This window comes from Novosphingobium aerophilum (assembly GCF_014230305.1).
Classification (GTDB): Bacteria; Pseudomonadota; Alphaproteobacteria; order Sphingomonadales; family Sphingomonadaceae; genus Novosphingobium; species Novosphingobium aerophilum.
Genome location: NZ_JACLAU010000001.1, coordinates 287,789 through 305,015, shown reverse-complemented (window position 1 = coordinate 305,015; position 17,227 = coordinate 287,789). Strand labels below are relative to the sequence as shown.

14 protein-coding genes are annotated in these 17,227 nt (G+C 67.6%); 10 read left to right on the top strand and 4 right to left on the bottom strand.

Annotated elements, in window-relative coordinates; genetic code table 11:
• Positions 1-8: 8 nt before the first annotated feature.
• Positions 9-1,262: a CaiB/BaiF CoA transferase family protein gene (locus H7F49_RS01345; protein WP_185681746.1), complete on the top strand. Its 1,254-nt coding sequence runs from the start codon at positions 9-11 to the stop codon at positions 1,260-1,262.
• Between the two features lie 121 nt (positions 1,263-1,383).
• The gene (locus H7F49_RS01340) at positions 1,384-2,280 is read left to right on the top strand and encodes an NAD(P)-dependent oxidoreductase (protein WP_185681745.1); all 897 of its coding nucleotides are present in this window, start codon (positions 1,384-1,386) and stop codon (positions 2,278-2,280) included.
• A 43-nt stretch (positions 2,281-2,323) separates the two neighbouring features.
• Here the strand turns inward: H7F49_RS01340 and H7F49_RS01335 are convergent, their stop codons facing one another.
• Together H7F49_RS01335 and H7F49_RS01330 are read right to left on the bottom strand one after the other, a co-directional pair.
• On the bottom strand, positions 2,324-3,190 hold the full coding sequence (locus tag H7F49_RS01335; protein WP_185681744.1) for an SDR family NAD(P)-dependent oxidoreductase: 867 nt from the start codon (positions 3,188-3,190) through the stop codon (positions 2,324-2,326).
• Between the two features lie 74 nt (positions 3,191-3,264).
• A complete protein-coding gene (locus H7F49_RS01330; protein ID WP_185681743.1) occupies positions 3,265-4,197 on the bottom strand; it encodes an alpha/beta hydrolase in 933 nt (310 codons plus the stop codon).
• Between the two features lie 272 nt (positions 4,198-4,469).
• On the opposite strand from H7F49_RS01330, the gene H7F49_RS01325 reads away from it, so the two are divergent.
• Positions 4,470-5,159 carry a TetR/AcrR family transcriptional regulator gene (locus tag H7F49_RS01325; RefSeq protein WP_185681742.1) on the top strand — a complete coding sequence of 230 codons (690 nt, stop codon included), beginning with the start codon at positions 4,470-4,472 and terminating at the stop codon, positions 5,157-5,159.
• Positions 5,160-5,512: 353 nt separating this feature from the next.
• On the opposite strand, the gene H7F49_RS01320 is transcribed toward H7F49_RS01325, so the two are convergent.
• Positions 5,513-6,625 carry an acyl-CoA dehydrogenase family protein gene (locus tag H7F49_RS01320; RefSeq protein ID WP_185681741.1) on the bottom strand — a complete coding sequence of 371 codons (1,113 nt, stop codon included), beginning with the start codon at positions 6,623-6,625 and terminating at the stop codon, positions 5,513-5,515.
• Positions 6,626-6,936: 311 nt separating this feature from the next.
• Between H7F49_RS01320 and H7F49_RS01315 the strand changes: the two genes are divergently transcribed.
• Positions 6,937-8,019 (top strand): hypothetical protein, encoded by a 1,083-nt coding sequence (locus H7F49_RS01315; RefSeq protein ID WP_185681740.1) that lies wholly within the window; start codon positions 6,937-6,939, stop codon positions 8,017-8,019.
• Between the two features lie 16 nt (positions 8,020-8,035).
• On the opposite strand, the gene H7F49_RS01310 is transcribed toward H7F49_RS01315, so the two are convergent.
• Positions 8,036-9,460: an NAD-dependent epimerase/dehydratase family protein gene (locus H7F49_RS01310; RefSeq protein ID WP_185681739.1), complete on the bottom strand. Its 1,425-nt coding sequence runs from the start codon at positions 9,458-9,460 to the stop codon at positions 8,036-8,038.
• Positions 9,461-9,705: 245 nt separating this feature from the next.
• Between H7F49_RS01310 and H7F49_RS01305 the strand changes: the two genes are divergently transcribed.
• The 6 genes from H7F49_RS01305 (at position 9,706) to H7F49_RS01280 (ending at position 17,189) form a co-directional block, all read left to right on the top strand.
• Positions 9,706-11,634, top strand: a complete 1,929-nt coding sequence (locus tag H7F49_RS01305) for a flavin-containing monooxygenase (protein ID WP_235981514.1) — start codon at positions 9,706-9,708, stop codon at positions 11,632-11,634.
• 199 nt (positions 11,635-11,833) lie between these two features.
• Complete coding sequence (locus tag H7F49_RS01300; protein ID WP_407940278.1) at positions 11,834-13,048, top strand: acyl-CoA dehydrogenase family protein; 1,215 nt, start codon at positions 11,834-11,836, stop codon at positions 13,046-13,048.
• Positions 13,049-13,111: 63 nt separating this feature from the next.
• Positions 13,112-14,074: an aldo/keto reductase gene (locus H7F49_RS01295; RefSeq protein WP_185681738.1), complete on the top strand. Its 963-nt coding sequence runs from the start codon at positions 13,112-13,114 to the stop codon at positions 14,072-14,074.
• A 19-nt stretch (positions 14,075-14,093) separates the two neighbouring features.
• Positions 14,094-14,756, top strand: coding sequence for a hypothetical protein (locus H7F49_RS01290; protein WP_185681737.1), 663 nt, complete (start codon positions 14,094-14,096; stop codon positions 14,754-14,756).
• Positions 14,757-14,854: 98 nt separating this feature from the next.
• Positions 14,855-15,880 carry a LacI family DNA-binding transcriptional regulator gene (locus tag H7F49_RS01285; protein ID WP_185681736.1) on the top strand — a complete coding sequence of 342 codons (1,026 nt, stop codon included), beginning with the start codon at positions 14,855-14,857 and terminating at the stop codon, positions 15,878-15,880.
• A 4-nt stretch (positions 15,881-15,884) separates the two neighbouring features.
• Complete coding sequence (locus H7F49_RS01280) at positions 15,885-17,189, top strand: MFS transporter (protein ID WP_185681735.1); 1,305 nt, start codon at positions 15,885-15,887, stop codon at positions 17,187-17,189.
• Positions 17,190-17,227: the final 38 nt, after the last annotated feature.

The following is a 17,227-nucleotide window of genomic DNA, read 5'->3' as shown; positions in this document are numbered from 1 at the left end:
CTCCTGCAATGACCGAACCTGCCGCTCCCCCGAGCCCGACCGGTCCGCTCGTCGGGCTTCGCGTGCTTGACCTGTCGCGGGTGCTGGCCGGACCCTGGTGCACCCAGGTGCTGGGCGATCTAGGGGCCGAGGTGATCAAGGTGGAGCAGCCCGGACAGGGCGACGACACCCGCCGCTGGGGACCGCCCTTCCTGGACGACGGGTCGCGCGATTCCGCCTATTATCTCTGTGCGAACCGCAACAAGCGGTCGGTCGCGATCAACCTCTCCGCTCCAGAGGGAGCCGCGCTGATCCGGCGGATGGTCTTGAATGCGGACGTGGTGGTCGAGAACTTCCGGGTCGGTGGCCTCGCCCGGTACGGGCTGGACTACCCGTCGCTGCGGGCTCTCAAGCCCGATCTGGTCTATTGCTCGATCACCGGGTTCGGTCAGGACGGCCCCTACAAGGACGTTGGCGGCTATGACTTCCTGATCCAGGGCCTGAGCGGTCTGATGAGCGTCACCGGCCTGCCCGATGGCGTCCCCGGAGGCGGGCCGATGAAGGTGGGCCTGCCGGTCAGCGACCTCTTCACCGGGCTCTATGCCACGATCTCCATCCTGGCCGCGCTGCGCCATCGTGACCAGACCGGCGAAGGCCAGCACATCGATCTGGCCCTGCTCGACACGCAGGTTTCGCTGCTGACCAACCAGGCCTCCAACTGGTTGAACGGGGGCATGGCGCCGCGCCGGCTGGGCAATGCCCATCCCAACACCGTCCCCTACCAGGACTTCCGCTGCGCCGATGGCGAGGTGCTGGTCGCGCTGGGCAACGATCGCCAGTTCCGCACCTTCACCCGCCTGATCGAGCGGCCCGAGCTGGCCGACGATCCGCGCTTCTCGACCAGTGCCGATCGCAGCGTCAACCGAGCGGAGCTGATCCCCGAGATGAACGCGGCGATTGCCCGGTGGAAGGCCGAGGACCTGATCGGTGCGATGGAACAGGCCGGCCTGCCCGGCGGCAAGGTCAACGAGATTCCCGAAGCGCTCGATCATCCCCAGATCCGGGCGCGCGGTCTGGTCCAGGAGATCGCCCGGCGCGACGGGACTCCCGTCAAGTTCCTCGGCTTTCCGGCCAGGCTGTCGGCCACGCCGGCCGATTATCGCCATGCCCCGCCGCGATCGGGTGAAGACACCGCGGCGGTCTTGGAAGATGAGTTGGGACTCACTAAGCATGAGCTCGAGCGGCTGCTCACGGCGGGAATCATCGCGGAGACATTGTCATGACGCGAACAGGGTCATGACGCGCACGGGGTTCGCGGGCCTGAACCCCATCGACGGAGACTGACAGCCAGGGCCTGACCGTCGGACATCGACCCCGGCGCCAGCCGAAAGCGAGGATCATGCCATGACCACCAAGATCGGCTTCATCGGACTGGGCGCGATGGGCCTGCCCCTCGCCCGGAACCTGCAGCGCAAGGGCTTCCCGGTCTGCGCGTATGACATCGCGCCCGACCGTGCCGACGCCATCGTGGCGCTGGGTGGCAGCCGCGCCGGATCAATCGCTGAAGCGGCCGAGCGCGCCGATGTCGTCATCACCTGCCTGCCCGCCACTCCGCATGTCGAGGCGGTCGTCCTCGGACCCGATGGCGCGCTGGCGCACATGGCGGCGGGCGCGCTGCTGCTGGAGATGTCGACGATCGACGCCAGGGGCACCGACAAGGTCGCCGCCGCCTGCGCGGCCCGGGATGTCGCCTTCGTCGACAGCCCGATCGGCCGCCTGGTGCTGCATGCCGAACGGGGCGAATCGCTGTTCATGGTCGGCGCGACAGACGCGGACTTCGCCCGGGTCGAACCCCTGCTGCAGGCCATGGGCAAGGACATCCACCGCTGCGGCGGGCGCGGCATGGGCAGCCGCATGAAGCTGGTCAACAACTTCCTCCTCCTGACCGTGGCGCAGGTCAGCGCCGAGGCGGTGGCGCTCGGCACCAAACTAGGGCTCGACATCGGCACGATCCTGCAGGTGACCGGCGCGACCACGGCGCAGAACGGCCAGCTCCACACCCTGATGGTCAACAAGGTGCTGAAAGACGACACCGCGCCCGGCTTCACGATCGATTTGGCGCACAAGGACATGACCCTTGCGATGACCGCGGCGGGCGAGCTCAGGATGGGGCTGCCGGTGGGGTCGGCCGCCTATGCCGTCTATGGCGCGGCGCGGGCGACCGACCTCGCGGGCCGGGACTATTCGGCGCTGCTGGACTTCGCCTGCGCCAATGCCGGGATCGAGCCGCCACGCACCTGACCCCCTGGCAGAGCGGGCCGCGCCACCGGCACCGGACCATGTCTCACTCGGCGATGATGTGGCGGACCGACTCGGGCAGGACCGGAGCCTGCTGCGCCTGGAAAAACGCGATGCGCCCGTCCAGCACCTCCCGGCTCATGTCGGGCTGGCTGTGCACCCAGAACCGGTTTTCCGCCATCTGCTCGAGGAACAGCCGGCAGCCTTCGTCGAGGTCCATGCCGTAGTCCCGCATCATCTCGAACATCCGCTGGCGATGCGCCCTTGCGCTTTCGGGTTCATGGCCCGCGACGTCATCACCGGCACCGGCGTTGAAGATGTTGGTCTTCAGCATGCCCGGGATGATCGCCGAGACGTGGATCTGCGGCGCCTTCAGTTGCGCTTCCAGGTAGAGGCATTCCGAGAAGGCCTGCACCGCATGCTTGGTGACGATATAGGCGGTCTGCGCGGGCATCATGCCGAAGGCGCCGACCGACGAGAGGTTGCCGATCCAGGCCTCTTTCCCGCTGGCGATCAGGCGCGGCATGAAGGCCCGGACGCCGTGGATCACGCCGTGCAGGTTGATGTTCAGGGTGGCTTCCCAACGCGCGGTGGGCACCTCCCAGGTGTAGCCCACGGTCTCGATCCCGGCGTTGTTGATCAGCAGGCGGACCTCGCCATGGGCCGCGAACACGTGGTCGGCCAGCCGATCGAGTTCCTCGGGATGTGAGACATCGACCCGCACCGCCTCGGCCTGGCCTCCGGCCGCCACGATCTGGTCGACCGTGGCCTGGGCGGCGGCCTGGTTCACGTCGGCGACCACCACGGTCATGCCGAGCGCACCGGCCCGCCGCGCGAGCCCGGCCCCGATGCCCGAGCCCGCCCCCGTGATGACGGCAACCCCGCCCCCGAACACTTCCGCGTCTTGCGCCATCCTCGCTTATCCTCCGGTAACCTGCGATGGAGCCCCGCCACGACCCGGGCCGCGGCGGGAGCATCGACAGGGTGTCAGTGCAAATGGGTTTTCAGGAACGCGGCGGCATCCTGCAAGACCGCGCGGGCCCCCGGCAGGAACCCGACCCACGAGGCAAAGCCATGGACCATGCCGGGGTAGCGCTGCAGGCGGGTTTCCACACCGGCCGCGATCAGCTTGCGGGCGAAGTCCTCCGCATCATCCCGCGAGGGGTCGCACTCGGCCGTGCCGACGAAATGGGGTGGCAGTCCGGCATGGCTCGCCGCGCGCAGGGGCGAGGCTCGCGGATCGTCCTGTTGCGAGGGGTGCTCCAGGTACTGTTCCCAGAACCAGGCCACATCGTCCGCGCGCAGGATCGGTCCATCGGCGAACGCGATCGCGGAGGGTGTCGCCGTGCCGGGGTAGTTGCACGAGCCATAGATGTTGACCACGGCGCGAACCGCCGGCCCGCCCTCGTCGCGCGCGACCAGGGCTGCCGCGCAGGCCATGTTCGCACCGGCGCTGTCACCCGCCAGGGCCAGGCGGCTGGCATCGCCTCCGATGGCGGCCGCGTTCCCGGCCACCCACCGCAGCGCCGCTACGCTATCATCCACTCCGGCCGGGAACTTGTGTTCCGGGGCGAGCCGGTAATCGACCGAGACCAGCACGGCCGCGCTCCAGGCACACAGCGCCCGGGCGATCATGTCCTGGGTGTCGAGATCGCCCACCACATAGCCTCCGCCGTGCATGTAGACGACGACGGGAAACGGCCCCTGCCCCTCGGGCGTGTAGATCCGGATCGGCAGATCGCCGCCGGGCCCGGGGATCACCGCATCGCGCACTGCGGCCACGACCGCATCGGCCGCAGGGGGAATACCGATCGAACTGTCCCGCACCGACTGGCGCAGCATGGCGAGAGGAACGTGGCGGACACCCGGCCATTCCGGCATGGCATCCAGCATTGCGGCAATCTGCGGATCGATCGGCACGTCCTGCTCCTCATGCCCGGTCGCGGTGCCGGGCCGGCCAGCCCCGGGCCCCGAACCGGAACGCCACCGGCCCCGCGCCCGATCCCGCCGGCCTTGTCACCCGATGAACCGCGCATCTTGTTGAGTGTTCACTCACTTATGCATGGGCCCCGGAGCCGAGTCAATCGGCTGCACCGGACCGCCTGGTAAGTGAAACCCTCTCCCGCAGGGACCGCCGGGATCGCGCAAAACCGTCGGTTGACTGCGCGGACGGTGAACTTAAGTGAGTGCCCATGGCCAAGAAGCGCATGCCTGGCAGCGAACGCCGCTCGCAGATCATCGCCGCCGCGCGCCGCGTGTTCTCGCAGCAGGGCTACGATGGGGCGAAGACGCTGCAGATCGCCCGCGAGGCCAACGTGTCCGAAGCGCTGGTCTATCGCCATTTCCCGTCGAAGCTGGCGCTTTACCGTGCGGTGCTGCGGCAGGTGTTCGTTGAACAGGACCGCAACTGGGAGGACGTCGGGATCAAGTCGGCGGGCGCCGGGGGCATCGTCCGGGCGCTGCATGCCTTCTTTCGCAGTTGCGTGCCGGGGACGGAGCGCACCGGATCGCCCGATCCGAACCGGATGATGCTGGCCAGCCTGGCCGGCGACGGCAGCTATGCCGCCCTGATTTATCGCCGATCGCTGCGCCGCAACCAGCAGAGCGTGCTGGCGGCACACGAACAGGGCCGGGCCGCCGGGGAGATCGCTGGCGAGCCGCTGGACGTGAACACCCTGTCGATGTTTGCCGAGCATGTCGGGACGATGATGACCGCGATCTGCGCACTGCCCGCCGGAGCCCGCCCCTATGGCGTGACGGACGGGGAACTCGCCCGGCAGGCGACCTGGTTCTGCTGCCGCGGAATGGGCATCAGCGAAGCGGTGATCGCGCGGCATCTCGAGGCGGATTCGACGCCCGCCAGCGGCCAGACGGCGGCCTGAAGGCGGGCCGCCGAACTCAGGGGTCTCGCCGTTCTGATCCCGGGGCGTTTGGACGCTGCCTTTGACGGCTTGCACCCGGTTTAGGCCGTAAAGAAGCATGCCGATCCAGCGCCAGTGCCCGCTCAAGCTGAGGCACGGGCCATGCTGTGGTGGCGCATCTGTCGGCCCATCCCTCCATTATCGTCGCCCCGGACCTGATCCGGGGCCAGGCTGTCCTTCGTGCCCCTGCGCGATCTGCAAGCTGGATCCCGGGTCAAGCCCGGGATGACGATGGCTATGGGAAGACGGCCAGCATCACTGAGGGCTCCAGCCTACCGTCCATTCCCCACCCAGATCGGCCGCCAATCCGCCGCCTAGATGAACAGGTCGGCGTTCTCGGCGCCCATCAGCATGTTGGCATAGTTGCGGGCGAAGCCGGCCGGGTTGTTCGCCACATGGGCCCGCGCCATCCGCACATCGTGCCAGATATCCTGCAGCGCGTTGCCGGTGTAGACCGAGCGACCGCCGCCGATATCCATGATCAGGTCCATCGCCTCGATGCAGCGATCGCCGACCAGGCTGGCCTGGTAGCGGTAGCGCGCCCGGTCGAGCAGGCTGGGCTTCCACGCCTTGGCCTCCATCTCGTCGAAGGCCCGCAGCATCACCGCCTCGGCCTCGTCGGCCAGGTTGGCGGCCCGCGCGATCCGGTCCAGCACGTCAGGATCGCCAAGCGCCTTGGTCTGGTCGGTCGTGCCCAGTCCCACCCGGTCCCGCATCAGTTCGATCGCATGGCGCACCGCGCCGATCGCGGCGGTGTTGACCACGCGGATGAAGACCTGGGCCCAGGGCATGTCGTAGACGCCCGGTTCCTGGAAATGGACGCCGTTGAACCCGTCCATCTGCCGGTGGGTGCGGTGATCGGGCACGAACACCGGCGTGTCGATCACGATGTCGTTCGAACCGGTGGCCTGCAGGCCCATCGTGTACCAGGTGTCCTCGATCCGGTAATCGGCGGCGGGCACCAGGAAGGTCCGGTATCCCTCTTCGGGCACGACCCCGCCGAGCAGGACCCAGTTGCAATGCAGGCAGCCGCTCGACCAGCCCCAGCGACCCGACAGCATGACTCCGCCGTCGACCTTCTCGGCCCGGGCGCCGAACGGGTTGTACGAGCTGGAGATGAGGGCGTCGGGCCCCTCGGCGAAGATCTCGGCCTGGGTGCGATGGTCCATCATGGCGATCTGGAAATTGTGCACGCCGACGATCCCGAGCGCCCAGGCGGTGCTCATGTCACGCTGGCCGATGGCGATCTGATCGCGGAAGAAGTCCTGCGGGCGCCCCTCGGTGCCGCCATAGCGCCGGGGCGTGAAGTGGCGGAAGAAGCCGTCGGCCTTCAGCGCCTCGACCACTTCGGACGCGATCCGACGATCCTTGCGCCCTTGCGCGGCCTTGGCGCCAATCAGCTCGAGCGTGGAAGCGGACACCGGCATCGACAATCTCCAACCTTACATTGCGTACCACGTGAAGGACGGACCTTCGCGTCCGCCGCCTATATGCGCTCAAAACAAGTGTTGCGCGTATAAAATTACCACTCTTTCCCCGACTGCACCAAGGAACAGGGGCAGCGCCGGGGGCGTGGCGGGGATCCGGCGCGGCCACCGGCCGCCGGGATCGGCTCCGGGAACGCCACTGCCGGGCGCGCAAATCCCGTTTCGCCAAACCGACTTGCGCAAGAAGTTATCGATCTATAACTAACCCGTCATAACCCGGTTGGCACCGATCCGATCGACAGGAGACCGCGATGCTCGACGAGGCCCGCAGGCAGTACCTTTCCGACATCCTCAAGCCGGTGGCCCCGCCGCGCGAGATCGCCAATCCGTTCACCGAGGAGCAGAAGCGGCTGATGCTCGACGTGGTCCATGACCAGGGACCGTGGAAGCTGATCATCGCCCAGCATTTCCCCACGCCCGAATCGCTGCTGGCGACCTTCGCCGGAGGTTTCCCCGAAGGCTTCACGCCCACCCTGGACATGTTCATGACCCCGACCTTCCGGGGCTACTTCGGCAACTATTCCACGCCGCTCTACCCCGAGCTGCACGAGGTGTTCTACAACGAGGCCTTCCTCAATCACGCCAAGTCGTACTGGGGCGCGGCCTATGCCAAGCCGCAGATGATGCTGTTCAACGTCAACGGTCCCTGCGCCAACACCGACCCGGGCCACCTGGATTCGCCCAGCTTCCGGGGAATCCGGTACGAAAACTCCCCGACCTGGCTGTGTTCGATCATGGGCCGGTCGGGCCTGTTCCAGGACTATCTGATCAAGATGGCCCAGGTCATCACCTGGTTCAGCCACGATCCGGAGAGTGGCTTCACCTACTGGCCGGAAGGCCCGCTGAACAAGCCCGCGCGGGTGCAGTCGCCGATCTACAACCGCGCGGTGGTGGTCCAGAACGAGATGCTGGTCCACCGCGGCGAGGCCAACGGCCCCCGCGAGCGTCGCCGCCCGGCGGGACTGGCATTCGACAGCGTCTTCGCGGGCGATCCGGACGATCGCGACGGGTGGGTGGTTCGGACCGGCGATACCGAGATCGAACGCTACCACACCGACGAGCTACGCTTCCTGGTCCACTGGTCGGCCGAGGTCTTCAGCGACTATGACGAGCTGAAGACAAATATGGACGGCAGCGACAACCTGACCCACGAGCAGGCGATCGACACCTTGATCAAGGACGTTCGCTCGCGCGGGATCGCGATCGAAACCCCGAGCGATCCGCTGGGCGATCCGGTGTTCATCCGCGCGCTCAACGCGGCCTACGACTTTGGCGGACCGGCCGAGTATCCGGACGAAGCGCCGGTCGACCCGCCGTTCGGCATGGCCGCCTGACGGACGGCGGCAGGGCTCAATCCGTGTCCGGCCAGACCTGGGCGAAAAACGGGTTGCGCGCCCGATTGGCGTCGTAGCTGTCGGGGTTGGTCATGCAGGTCGGGCACCAGTGCCCGCCCTTCAGGTAGAGCCGCGGCGTCATGCTGAAGTCGTGACCCAGGGCACAGGCGAAGCGCGCCGGCGCATCGGGCTCGAAGGCGTCGCCGGCGAAACGGCCACCGCGGAAGGCCGCTGCCGCCTTGAGATCGGCCGTGCTGCATTCCTCGATCGGCTTGTCCGCATCGTGGCCGTGGTCCAGACAGCACACCTCACGAGACGGCTCGCGATAGACAAAGTCGCCCCACTCGGCCGGAAGCGCATCCCAGGCCGCGCGTGAACCGAAGTAGGCGTCGATGCGGGCCCGGTCGTCGTGTGCGATCCAGTGCAAGGTGCCGCCCGGCCCCCGCGCCAGCTTCTCCATCCGCCGCCGCCCGGCGCCGGGAAACATCCGCGCCAGCAGCCGGACGATCCCCGGCACCCCCGCGGCCAACTGGCGGGTGAAGTCGTCCATCGTCTCGCTGCGGAACGGCACCAGGTGCTCCAGCCGATCGGAATCGGCGTACCACTGGCCATGGAAGTTGCGCGTCCCGGTCCAGTTGGGGCGGGTGCTGGCCTGCATGTCGGTGCCCAAGGCCGCGGCCAGATGGCGCGAGAACTGGTGGTTGACCAGCCGCATCCGCTCACCGCCGCCGATGTTGTAGAAGCCGCGCCAGAAGGCCTCCGGGACCGCGTCTTCGCAGGTGTTGACGGCCAGCCGCGCCGAGTCCCCCACCGTGATCCATTCGAACACCCCGTTGTGGGGATTATGGAAGACGATCGGATCGTGGATCTTCCACATGTCGGGGTGGAGAATGCCGGTCTGGCGCAGCGAAACCCACCGCGTCAGCCCGGATTGCGCGACGATGGCCTCGGCCTCGGTCTTGCTGACGGCATAGTGATCGAACCGGCTGATCTTGATCGGATCACCGGTGCGGCCCCAGTGCACCGGGGGATTGCGGTGGCCGGTCTGGGCGACCGTACCGATGTAGACCAGCGCCGTATGGTCTGCCTGCCCCGACCGCCGGATCGCATCGACGATGTTGCGGGCGCCGCCCACGTTGACCTGCATCGTCAGCTCGGGAAACCGGTCGGCCAGGGGCGAGACCATGCCCCCGATGTGCAGCACCTGGTCCGCCCCGGTGACGCCGGCGAGAACGTCCTCGTAGCGCGTCAGGTCTCCCCAGACCCATTCCAGCGCGGCCCGGCCGGTGAAGCGCCGGACCACAGGATGGTTCCTGTCTTCCGGCCTGACCAGGGCGCGGACCCGGAAACGGTCCGACCGCGCCAGCAGCTCGGCCAGCGTGACCCGGCCCATATTGCCGGTGGCCCCGGTGAGGAAGACGATCTTCTGCCAACCCGACATGCCAACTGCGCCTTCGCCAAATGTGCCGTCGCGACCGGTGTCGCGGCGCCTGGAGTGGGATAGGCCAGCTTCCCGGCGAACGGAAACGCTTCCTCGCCGGGGAATCACCACCAGACCGCGGGCGTGGCACCGATCGGACGCTTGGATGGCCTGCCGGCGCCGCTTCAGCCGCAGCTTGCAATCCGCATTCCCTGTTGTAAGTACATACTCACAATAAGACTCGGCTGACGGGAGAAATCGGCCTCATGTCCACCATCCTCATGTCCGAGCGCGCCAGCCGCGCCTTGCTCGGGGACTCGCCCGAACTGACGGAAGCGCTGGCGACGGCCAATCTGCCCACCCTGCTGGCGGCCTATGTCCACCTGTCGCAGGATGCCGATTTCCTCGAGCGCTTCGCGCCCCACATTCGGCCGGCCTTCTCGGTCCCGCCGACCGACATTCCCCCGGCCCTGGCCGACGAGCTGCGGGCGCGGCTGCGGCGCCTGCTGACCACTGGCGCAGGCCTGGCGTCCACCCCGCTGCCCGACACCCTGGCCCAGCGGATCATGAGCGTGACAGTCGGCGAGCCGGTCGAGGATGAATTCATCGCGCTGGTCTACGACCAATGCGGCTTCAAGCCGTGGATCGACCGCTCGGCGATCCCCGGACGCAGCCACCCGCCCGCGGGCTTCAGGGTCCTGGTGATCGGGGCCGGCCTGACCGGCATGGCCGCCGCGACCAAGCTGCGCGAAGCCGGCTACGATCACATCGTCATCGAGAAGAACGCCGATATCGGCGGCACCTGGTACGAAAACCGCTACCCCGGGGTCGGCGTCGACACATCGAGCCATTTCTACAGCTTCAGCTGGGAGATCTGGCCCGACTGGCACCATTACCACCCGCAGGGCGGCGACATGCAGCAGTACCTGCTCGAGGTGGCGGACAAGTACGATCTGCGCCGCAACATGCGGTTCAACACCAAGGTTGAATCCCTGGTCTACGATGAAGGCACGGGGACCTGGACGGTCACCGTGCTGACCGCGGATGGCCAGCGCGAGGAGATCGTGGCCAATGCCGTGATCAACGGCCACGGACCGGTCAACCGCTTCAAGTTCCCGGACATTCCGGGGCTCGAGGGATTCACCGGACCGGTCGTCCACACGGCAGCCTGGCCGACCGATCTGGACATCACCGGCAAGCGGGTCGCGGTGATCGGCACGGGTGCCAGTTCGGCCCAGCTGGTCGGGGCCATCGCGCCGCAGGTTGCGCAACTGACGGTCTACCAGCGGACCAAACACTGGGTGCTGTTCAACCCCGAGATCGCCCACGAGGTGGCCGACGGGATGAAGTGGGCCCTCGCCCACATCCCCACCTTCAAGCAGTGGTTCCGCTTCCGGGTGTTCTGGGCCGAGGCCGACGGCCTCTTCGCAAACGTGCTCAAGGATCCGGCATGGGAGGGCAATGACCTGGCCGTATCCCAAGGCAACGAGCTGACCCGCCAGTACGCGCTGGGATACATGCGCCAGAAGTTCGCCGACCGGCCGGACCTGATCGCCAAGCTGACGCCCGACTTCCCGATCTTTTCCAAGCGGATCATCCTGGACAACGGCTGGTTCGACGCCCTCCGCCGCGACAACGTCCAGTTGGAGACGAGCGGGATCGCACGGATCCTGCCGCACGGGATCGAGGCCAGGGACGGCACGGTGTTCGAATGTGACGTCATCGTCTGCGCCACCGGCTTCAATGTCGCGAAAATGCTGGGCGATCTGACGATCAGGGGGATCGGCGGCCGCGACCTTGGCGAGGAATGGGGTGAAGAGGATCCGCGCAGCTATCTGGGCATGTGCGTGCCGGGCTATCCCAACTACTTCCACACCGTGGGGCCCAACAGCGCACCCAATCACGCCGCCGGGCAGAACCTGATCTCGGAGTGCCAGGTCAACTGGATCATCGAGGCGCTCGACCGGACCGTCGCCGCCGACGCCAAGGCCTTCGAGGTCACCCGGGACGCCTTCGACGCCTGGAACCGCAAGGTCGACGCGCGCATGCCCGAGATGATCTGGAGCCACCCCCGGGCCAACAGCTACTACAACAACTCGAAAGGCCGGGTCTTTCTCTCGTGGCCCTGGCGGCTGGTCGATTATTTCAACGAGACGCGGGCGCCGGCCGACGGAACCTACATCCTCCATCGCTGAACCGGTGCCGGTCCAACCCGCCTGACCCGATGCGTTGCAGCGCCAGCGCATGGCATTGACTTCCCGAAGCCGCGAACATCATCACATATTCGCGTCATAAGCGGTTTTTGATTGGCAATTGCGTACCTTTTGGCGCTATAGTTTACGCGTGATAGAAATGTCCGGGAAAGCCCGATTCTGCCCGGGGGAGGACACCAGCATGGTGATGTCTGCTTCTTTGTCCGTTGAGCGCGCCTTCGTCCCGAGCCCGCAAGACCTGGTCGCCCGCGCCCGCGCCATGATCCCGACGTTGCGGCAACGCGCCGCACGCTGCGTGGCCGGGCGCGACGTGCCTGCCGAGACCATCGCCGAGCTGCACGATGCCGGGTTCTTCCGCATCCTCCAGCCGCGCCGCTGGGGCGGCTACGAGATGCACCCCAATGTCTTCTACGACGTGCAGAAGGCCCTGGCCGAAGGATGCATGTCGACCGGCTGGATGTTTGGCGTGGTCGGCTGCCATCCCTACGAGATCGCCCTGTTCCACGAGGAGGCCCAGGCCGAGGTCTGGGGCGAGGACACCGCCACGCTGGTCTCGTCGAGCTATCAGCCGGTCGGGCGGGTCACCCGGGTCGAGGGCGGCTTCCGCCTGTCGGGTCGCTGGGGCTTCTCGACCGGATCGGTTCATTGCCAGTGGGTCGTGCTGGGGGCCATGGTCCCGCCCGCAGGCCCCGGCGAGCCGCCGGACATGCGGGCCTTCCTGCTGCCGCGGGAGGATTACGCGATCGATACCGACAGTTGGCACGTGTTCGGCCTGCAGGGCACCGGCAGCCACGATATCATCGTCGACGACGTCTTCGTCCCCGAACACCGCACTCACCGCGCGGTGGACGGCTTCCTCTGCGCCAATCCCGGGCAGGAGACCAATCCCGGGCCGCTGTACACCCTGCCCTGGGCCCAGGTGTTCATGCGCTCGGTTTCGACCGCAGCCTTCGGCGGCGCCCGCGCAGCCATTGCCGCCGCGCTCGAGATTGCCGAAAGCCGGGTGTCCACCAACACCGGCAAGGCATCAAAGAACGATCCCTTCCTCCACGCCGCCATCGCCCGGGCCCATGCCGAGGTGACCGAGATGGAGCAGACCCTGCGCCTCACCTTCGAGGACCTGATGGGCCACGCCGACCGGGGTGAGCCGATCCCGATGATCAAGCGCACCCACTATGCCTACAATTCGTCCAGCGTGGTGCGGCGGCTGGCCGATCTGGTCGACGACATGGTCAAGCTGCTCGGCGGCCGGGCGATCTACATGACCAGCCCGATCATCCAGCCCTGGCTCGATCTCAATGCCGGTCGGGCCCATGTCGCCAACGATCCCGCCAACCGCACGCAAGACCTGATCGGCGGCCTGACCGGACAGGACCCGACCTTCACCTTCCTCTGAGCGCCAAGGGCGCCTGCCCGGCCAATGCGCCCTGGTCCTCGCAGTTAAGGAGCCTTGATCGCCATGCTGGGCAAAACCACTCTCGCCAACACCAACCTTGCGGTCAGCCGGCTCTGCTATGGCACCAACATGCTGGGCTGGATGCTCGACCAGGGGCAGACGAACGCGATCCTGGATGGCTTCGTCGCGCTGGGCGGCAACTTCATCGACACGGCCCGCTCCTATGGCGACTGGATCCCCGACGCGCCGGTCGGAGCGAGCGAGCGGGCGATCGGCGCCTGGCTCAAGACCCGCAAGCGGTCCGAGGTGGTCGTGGCGACCAAGGGCGGGTTCTTCGACCTGCGGGCCGGCGACTATCGCAACCGGTGCACGCCCGACGACGTGACGCAGGACCTGCACCAGAGCCTCGACCACCTCGGGATCGACACGATCGATCTGTACTTCCTGCACGCGGACAACCCGGAGATGCCGGTCGAACCGCTGATCGACATGCTGATCGGTCACCGCGAGGCGGGGCGCATCCGCCACTTTGCGGCGTCGAACTGGGCGGCCGAACGGATCGCTGCCGCGAACGCCTATGCCGCATCGCTCGGCCAGCCGGGCTTCGTCGCGTCGGAGACGTTCTGGGGTCTCGCCGCCCCCGAACCTGCCGCCGCCGCCGCCCAGGGCTATGTCCATTACTATGAGGGCGAGTACGAGGCGCTGCATGCAGCAGGCCTGCCGATCATCGCCTATGCGGCGCAGAGCGGCGGCTACTTCACCAAGCTGGCGACAGGCGAGGTCCCCGAGGCGCTGGCAGCCCGCTATGCCAACCCGGTGAATGCGCGGCGGTTTGCGGCAGCGCAGGCGATCGCGGACGAGCACGGCGTTGGGATCAACAATGTCGTGCTCGCATACCTGTTGTGCCAGCCGCATCAGACCATTCCGATCTTCGGGGGATCGAGCGTCGAGCAGATCGAGGCCAGCGTCAGGGCGGCGACGCTGGTCCTGTCGCCCGGGGAACTGGCCCGGCTGCGTGACGCCTGACACGACGGGGACGACGAACATGACCAGCCACGCCGCACAGCTCAGCATGGGCCACCTGGCGCTCCATTACGCGACGGCGGAGGACGGACCGGTGGCGGCCCGCCTGCTCACCGAGGTGGGGCTGCGCGAAACCCAGGTCCTGCCCCTGCCCAACGGCAATTTCTATCGCTTCGTGGTGGACGACGCGCATTTTTCCCGGGGGGACGGGATCGTCTACCTGTCCGCCCTGCCCGAGCCGCAGGCCCGGCTGATTGCCGCGATCCACGCTGCGCTACGCGTCGGGACCGACCACGAGGAAGAAGCCGTGACCGGCTATCGCGCCATGATGGCGGCCGATTTCGAGGCGAGTTTCCACTTCGCCCTGCTGATCGACTCGCTCGAGGCGCTGGAGGCGATCGTGCTTCGCTTGCGCGACCTCAATCAGAACGACCCGGAACTGCAGGGCCGGATCAGGATCGGCCTGAACCGGGCCCGGCGCGGCGAGGCCGAGGTGGATGCCCGGCTGGATGCCTCGCCCGTGTTCGGAGACTGCACCCGCTATGCCTATGGCAGCAACGGGGTGCAGGTCTTCGTCGAAACCGATCTCATCCGCGCCGGCCAACTGGGCGAGTCCATGCACCTGGAACTGGACTATGTCTTCCCCGGCAAGGACAGCCACATCCTCTCGGTGGTCGAACTTTAGGGCGGGTGCTGCGTCGGCAACCGGCCGCGAGGAACGGTGCGGATGCGGCGGTCGGATCGGAAATTGACAACGAAGGACAATTGCTAGACTGCTGGTCAATGGCCCGGGGCAAGAAACGCGTCACGATCGTCGACATCGCCAAGCTCTGCGGGGTCTCGGCCAAGACCGTGTCGCGCGTGCTCAACGGCGAGCCCCATGTCACCGACAAGATCCGCGACCAGGTCCTGGCGACGGCCAAGGAGCTGAAGTACCAGCCCAATGTGGTCGCCCAGGGGCTGGTCAGCCGCCGCTCCTACCTGATCGGTCTGATCTACGAGAAACCCAGCCCCAGCTATGTCGTCGATCTGCAGAAGGGCGCGCTCGAACGGCTTCATGGCGAACGCTACCGCCTGATCGTGCTGCCGGTGGAATCGGTGGCGAGCGACAGCGAGGCGGTGGTCAAGCTGCTGCAGGCCACCGCGGTCGACGGCGTGCTGCTGGCGCCGCCGGCCTCGGACGACAGCCTGATTCTGACCGAGCTGGACGAGCTGCACATTCCCTTCGCGCGGATCTCGCCGACGCGGCTGCCCGAATTCGGGCCCTCAGTCGCGATCGATGACATCGCGGCGGCCAGCGAGATCGCCGAACACCTGATCGGCCTGGGGCATCGCCGGATCGGGATCATCAAGGGCGACGCGACCCATGCGGCGACCGAGGCCCGCCTGCTCGGCTATGCCCAGGCCATGGCGCGGCACGGCATTCCGCTCAATCTCGATTTCGTCGAAAGCGGGCTGTTCAGCTTCGAATCCGGCCACGATGCGGCGCTGCGACTGCTGAAGCGTCCGGTTCGCCCGACCGCGATCCTCGCCCAGAACGACGACATGGCCGCCGGCGCGATCGCCGCCGCCCGCAGCCTGGGGATCGAGGTGCCGCGCGACCTGTCGGTGGCCGGTTTCGATGACAGCGACATTGCCCGGGTCGTCTGGCCCGCGCTCACCACCGTGCGCCAGCCGGTCGAGGCCATGGCGCATCAGGCGATGGACATGCTGCTGGCGACGCTGGCCGGCGACGCGCCGGGACCGTCCGCGGTGCATGGCCATATCCTGCAACTGCGGCAGAGCACCGCCGCGCCCGCCTCGACCTGATCCCGTGGCGCTGCTGACTTCACGCGGCGAGCGGATCAGCTATGCCGCGGGCGACACCGGCTTCAACCTGGTCTGGCAATCGATCGAGCTGTACCTGTTCTTCTACTACGTCGAGGTGCTGCGGCTGCCCCTGCCGGTCGCCTCGAGCATCTTCCTGATCGGCGCGGTGGTCGACTGGCTGGCCGATCCGACGATCGGCATCGTCGCGGACCGCTTGTCTTCCCGCCTGCCGATGCGGGCCTGGGTGCTGATCGGGGGGCCGGCGGTGGGTCTGGCCCTGGCGCTGGCCTTCACCGATCCGGGTCTGCACGATCCGGGGCTGACCCTCTATGTCATCACCGGGCACGTCGTGCTGCGGCTGTGCTACAGCCTTGGCAACATCCCCTATGCCGCGCTGACCACCCGGATGAGCGACATCCGGGCCGAACACGTGGTCCTGACCGGATTGCGCATGCAGGGCGCGGCGCTGGGGGGGATCATCGCGGCGCTGGTCTATGCGCTGGTCCCGACCGGGGGCGACGATGGGGCGCGGCGCTTCCTGACCGGGGCGATCGTGCTCGGCCTGCTCGCGCAGCCCTGCTTCCTGGTGACGGCACTGGGCGTGCGCGAACGGCTGCGCCCGCCGCTCGACACGGTCGGCGCATCGCCGCTGGCGCAGCTCCGCGAATTCGGCGTGCTGTTCCGGCAATCCCCGGCGCTGCGGCGGCTCACCGTGACGATCATCGCCTCGGGTCTGTCGATCACGATGGTAACCAAGGGCATCCTGTTCCTGTTCAAGCAGATCGGCCATGCCGACCTCGGCTATCGCGCGGCGATCGTCCCGGCGGTGATGCTGCTGGTCAGCGTGCCCGGCTGGACCCGGCTGGGCGGACGGCTGGGCCGGGTCCCGACGCTGCGGGTGGCGATCGTGCTGCAATTGGCGGCCCTGGCCCTGGCCTGGGCCTGCGCAGGTTCGCTGCCGCTGGTCATCGTCACGCTGAGCCTAGCGATCCTGGCCGGCTGCGGCATGTCGCTGATGTTCTGGGCGCTGGTGCCCGAAATCATCGCCGAACTGGAGCAGCGCCGCCACGCCGGCTGCGCCGCGCGGGTCTTTGCGCTGGCCACCACCGCGCGCAAGCTGGGCCAGGCCCTGGCCCCGCCGGCGATGGCCGCCAGCCTGATGCTGGCCAGCGACCATTCGATCCTGCCCGGCCTAGTCGCTGGGGCGTGCTGCGCCGCCGCGGCCGGATTTCTCTATTGTCCGGTCGAACGCGCGGCCGGTTCCGCACTGGCTGACCACGATCCGCCGGCAGGCCGCGCCAAAGACTGAGCGAGCGTACGGGCGTTCGACTGGGCGGGCGTCCGGGC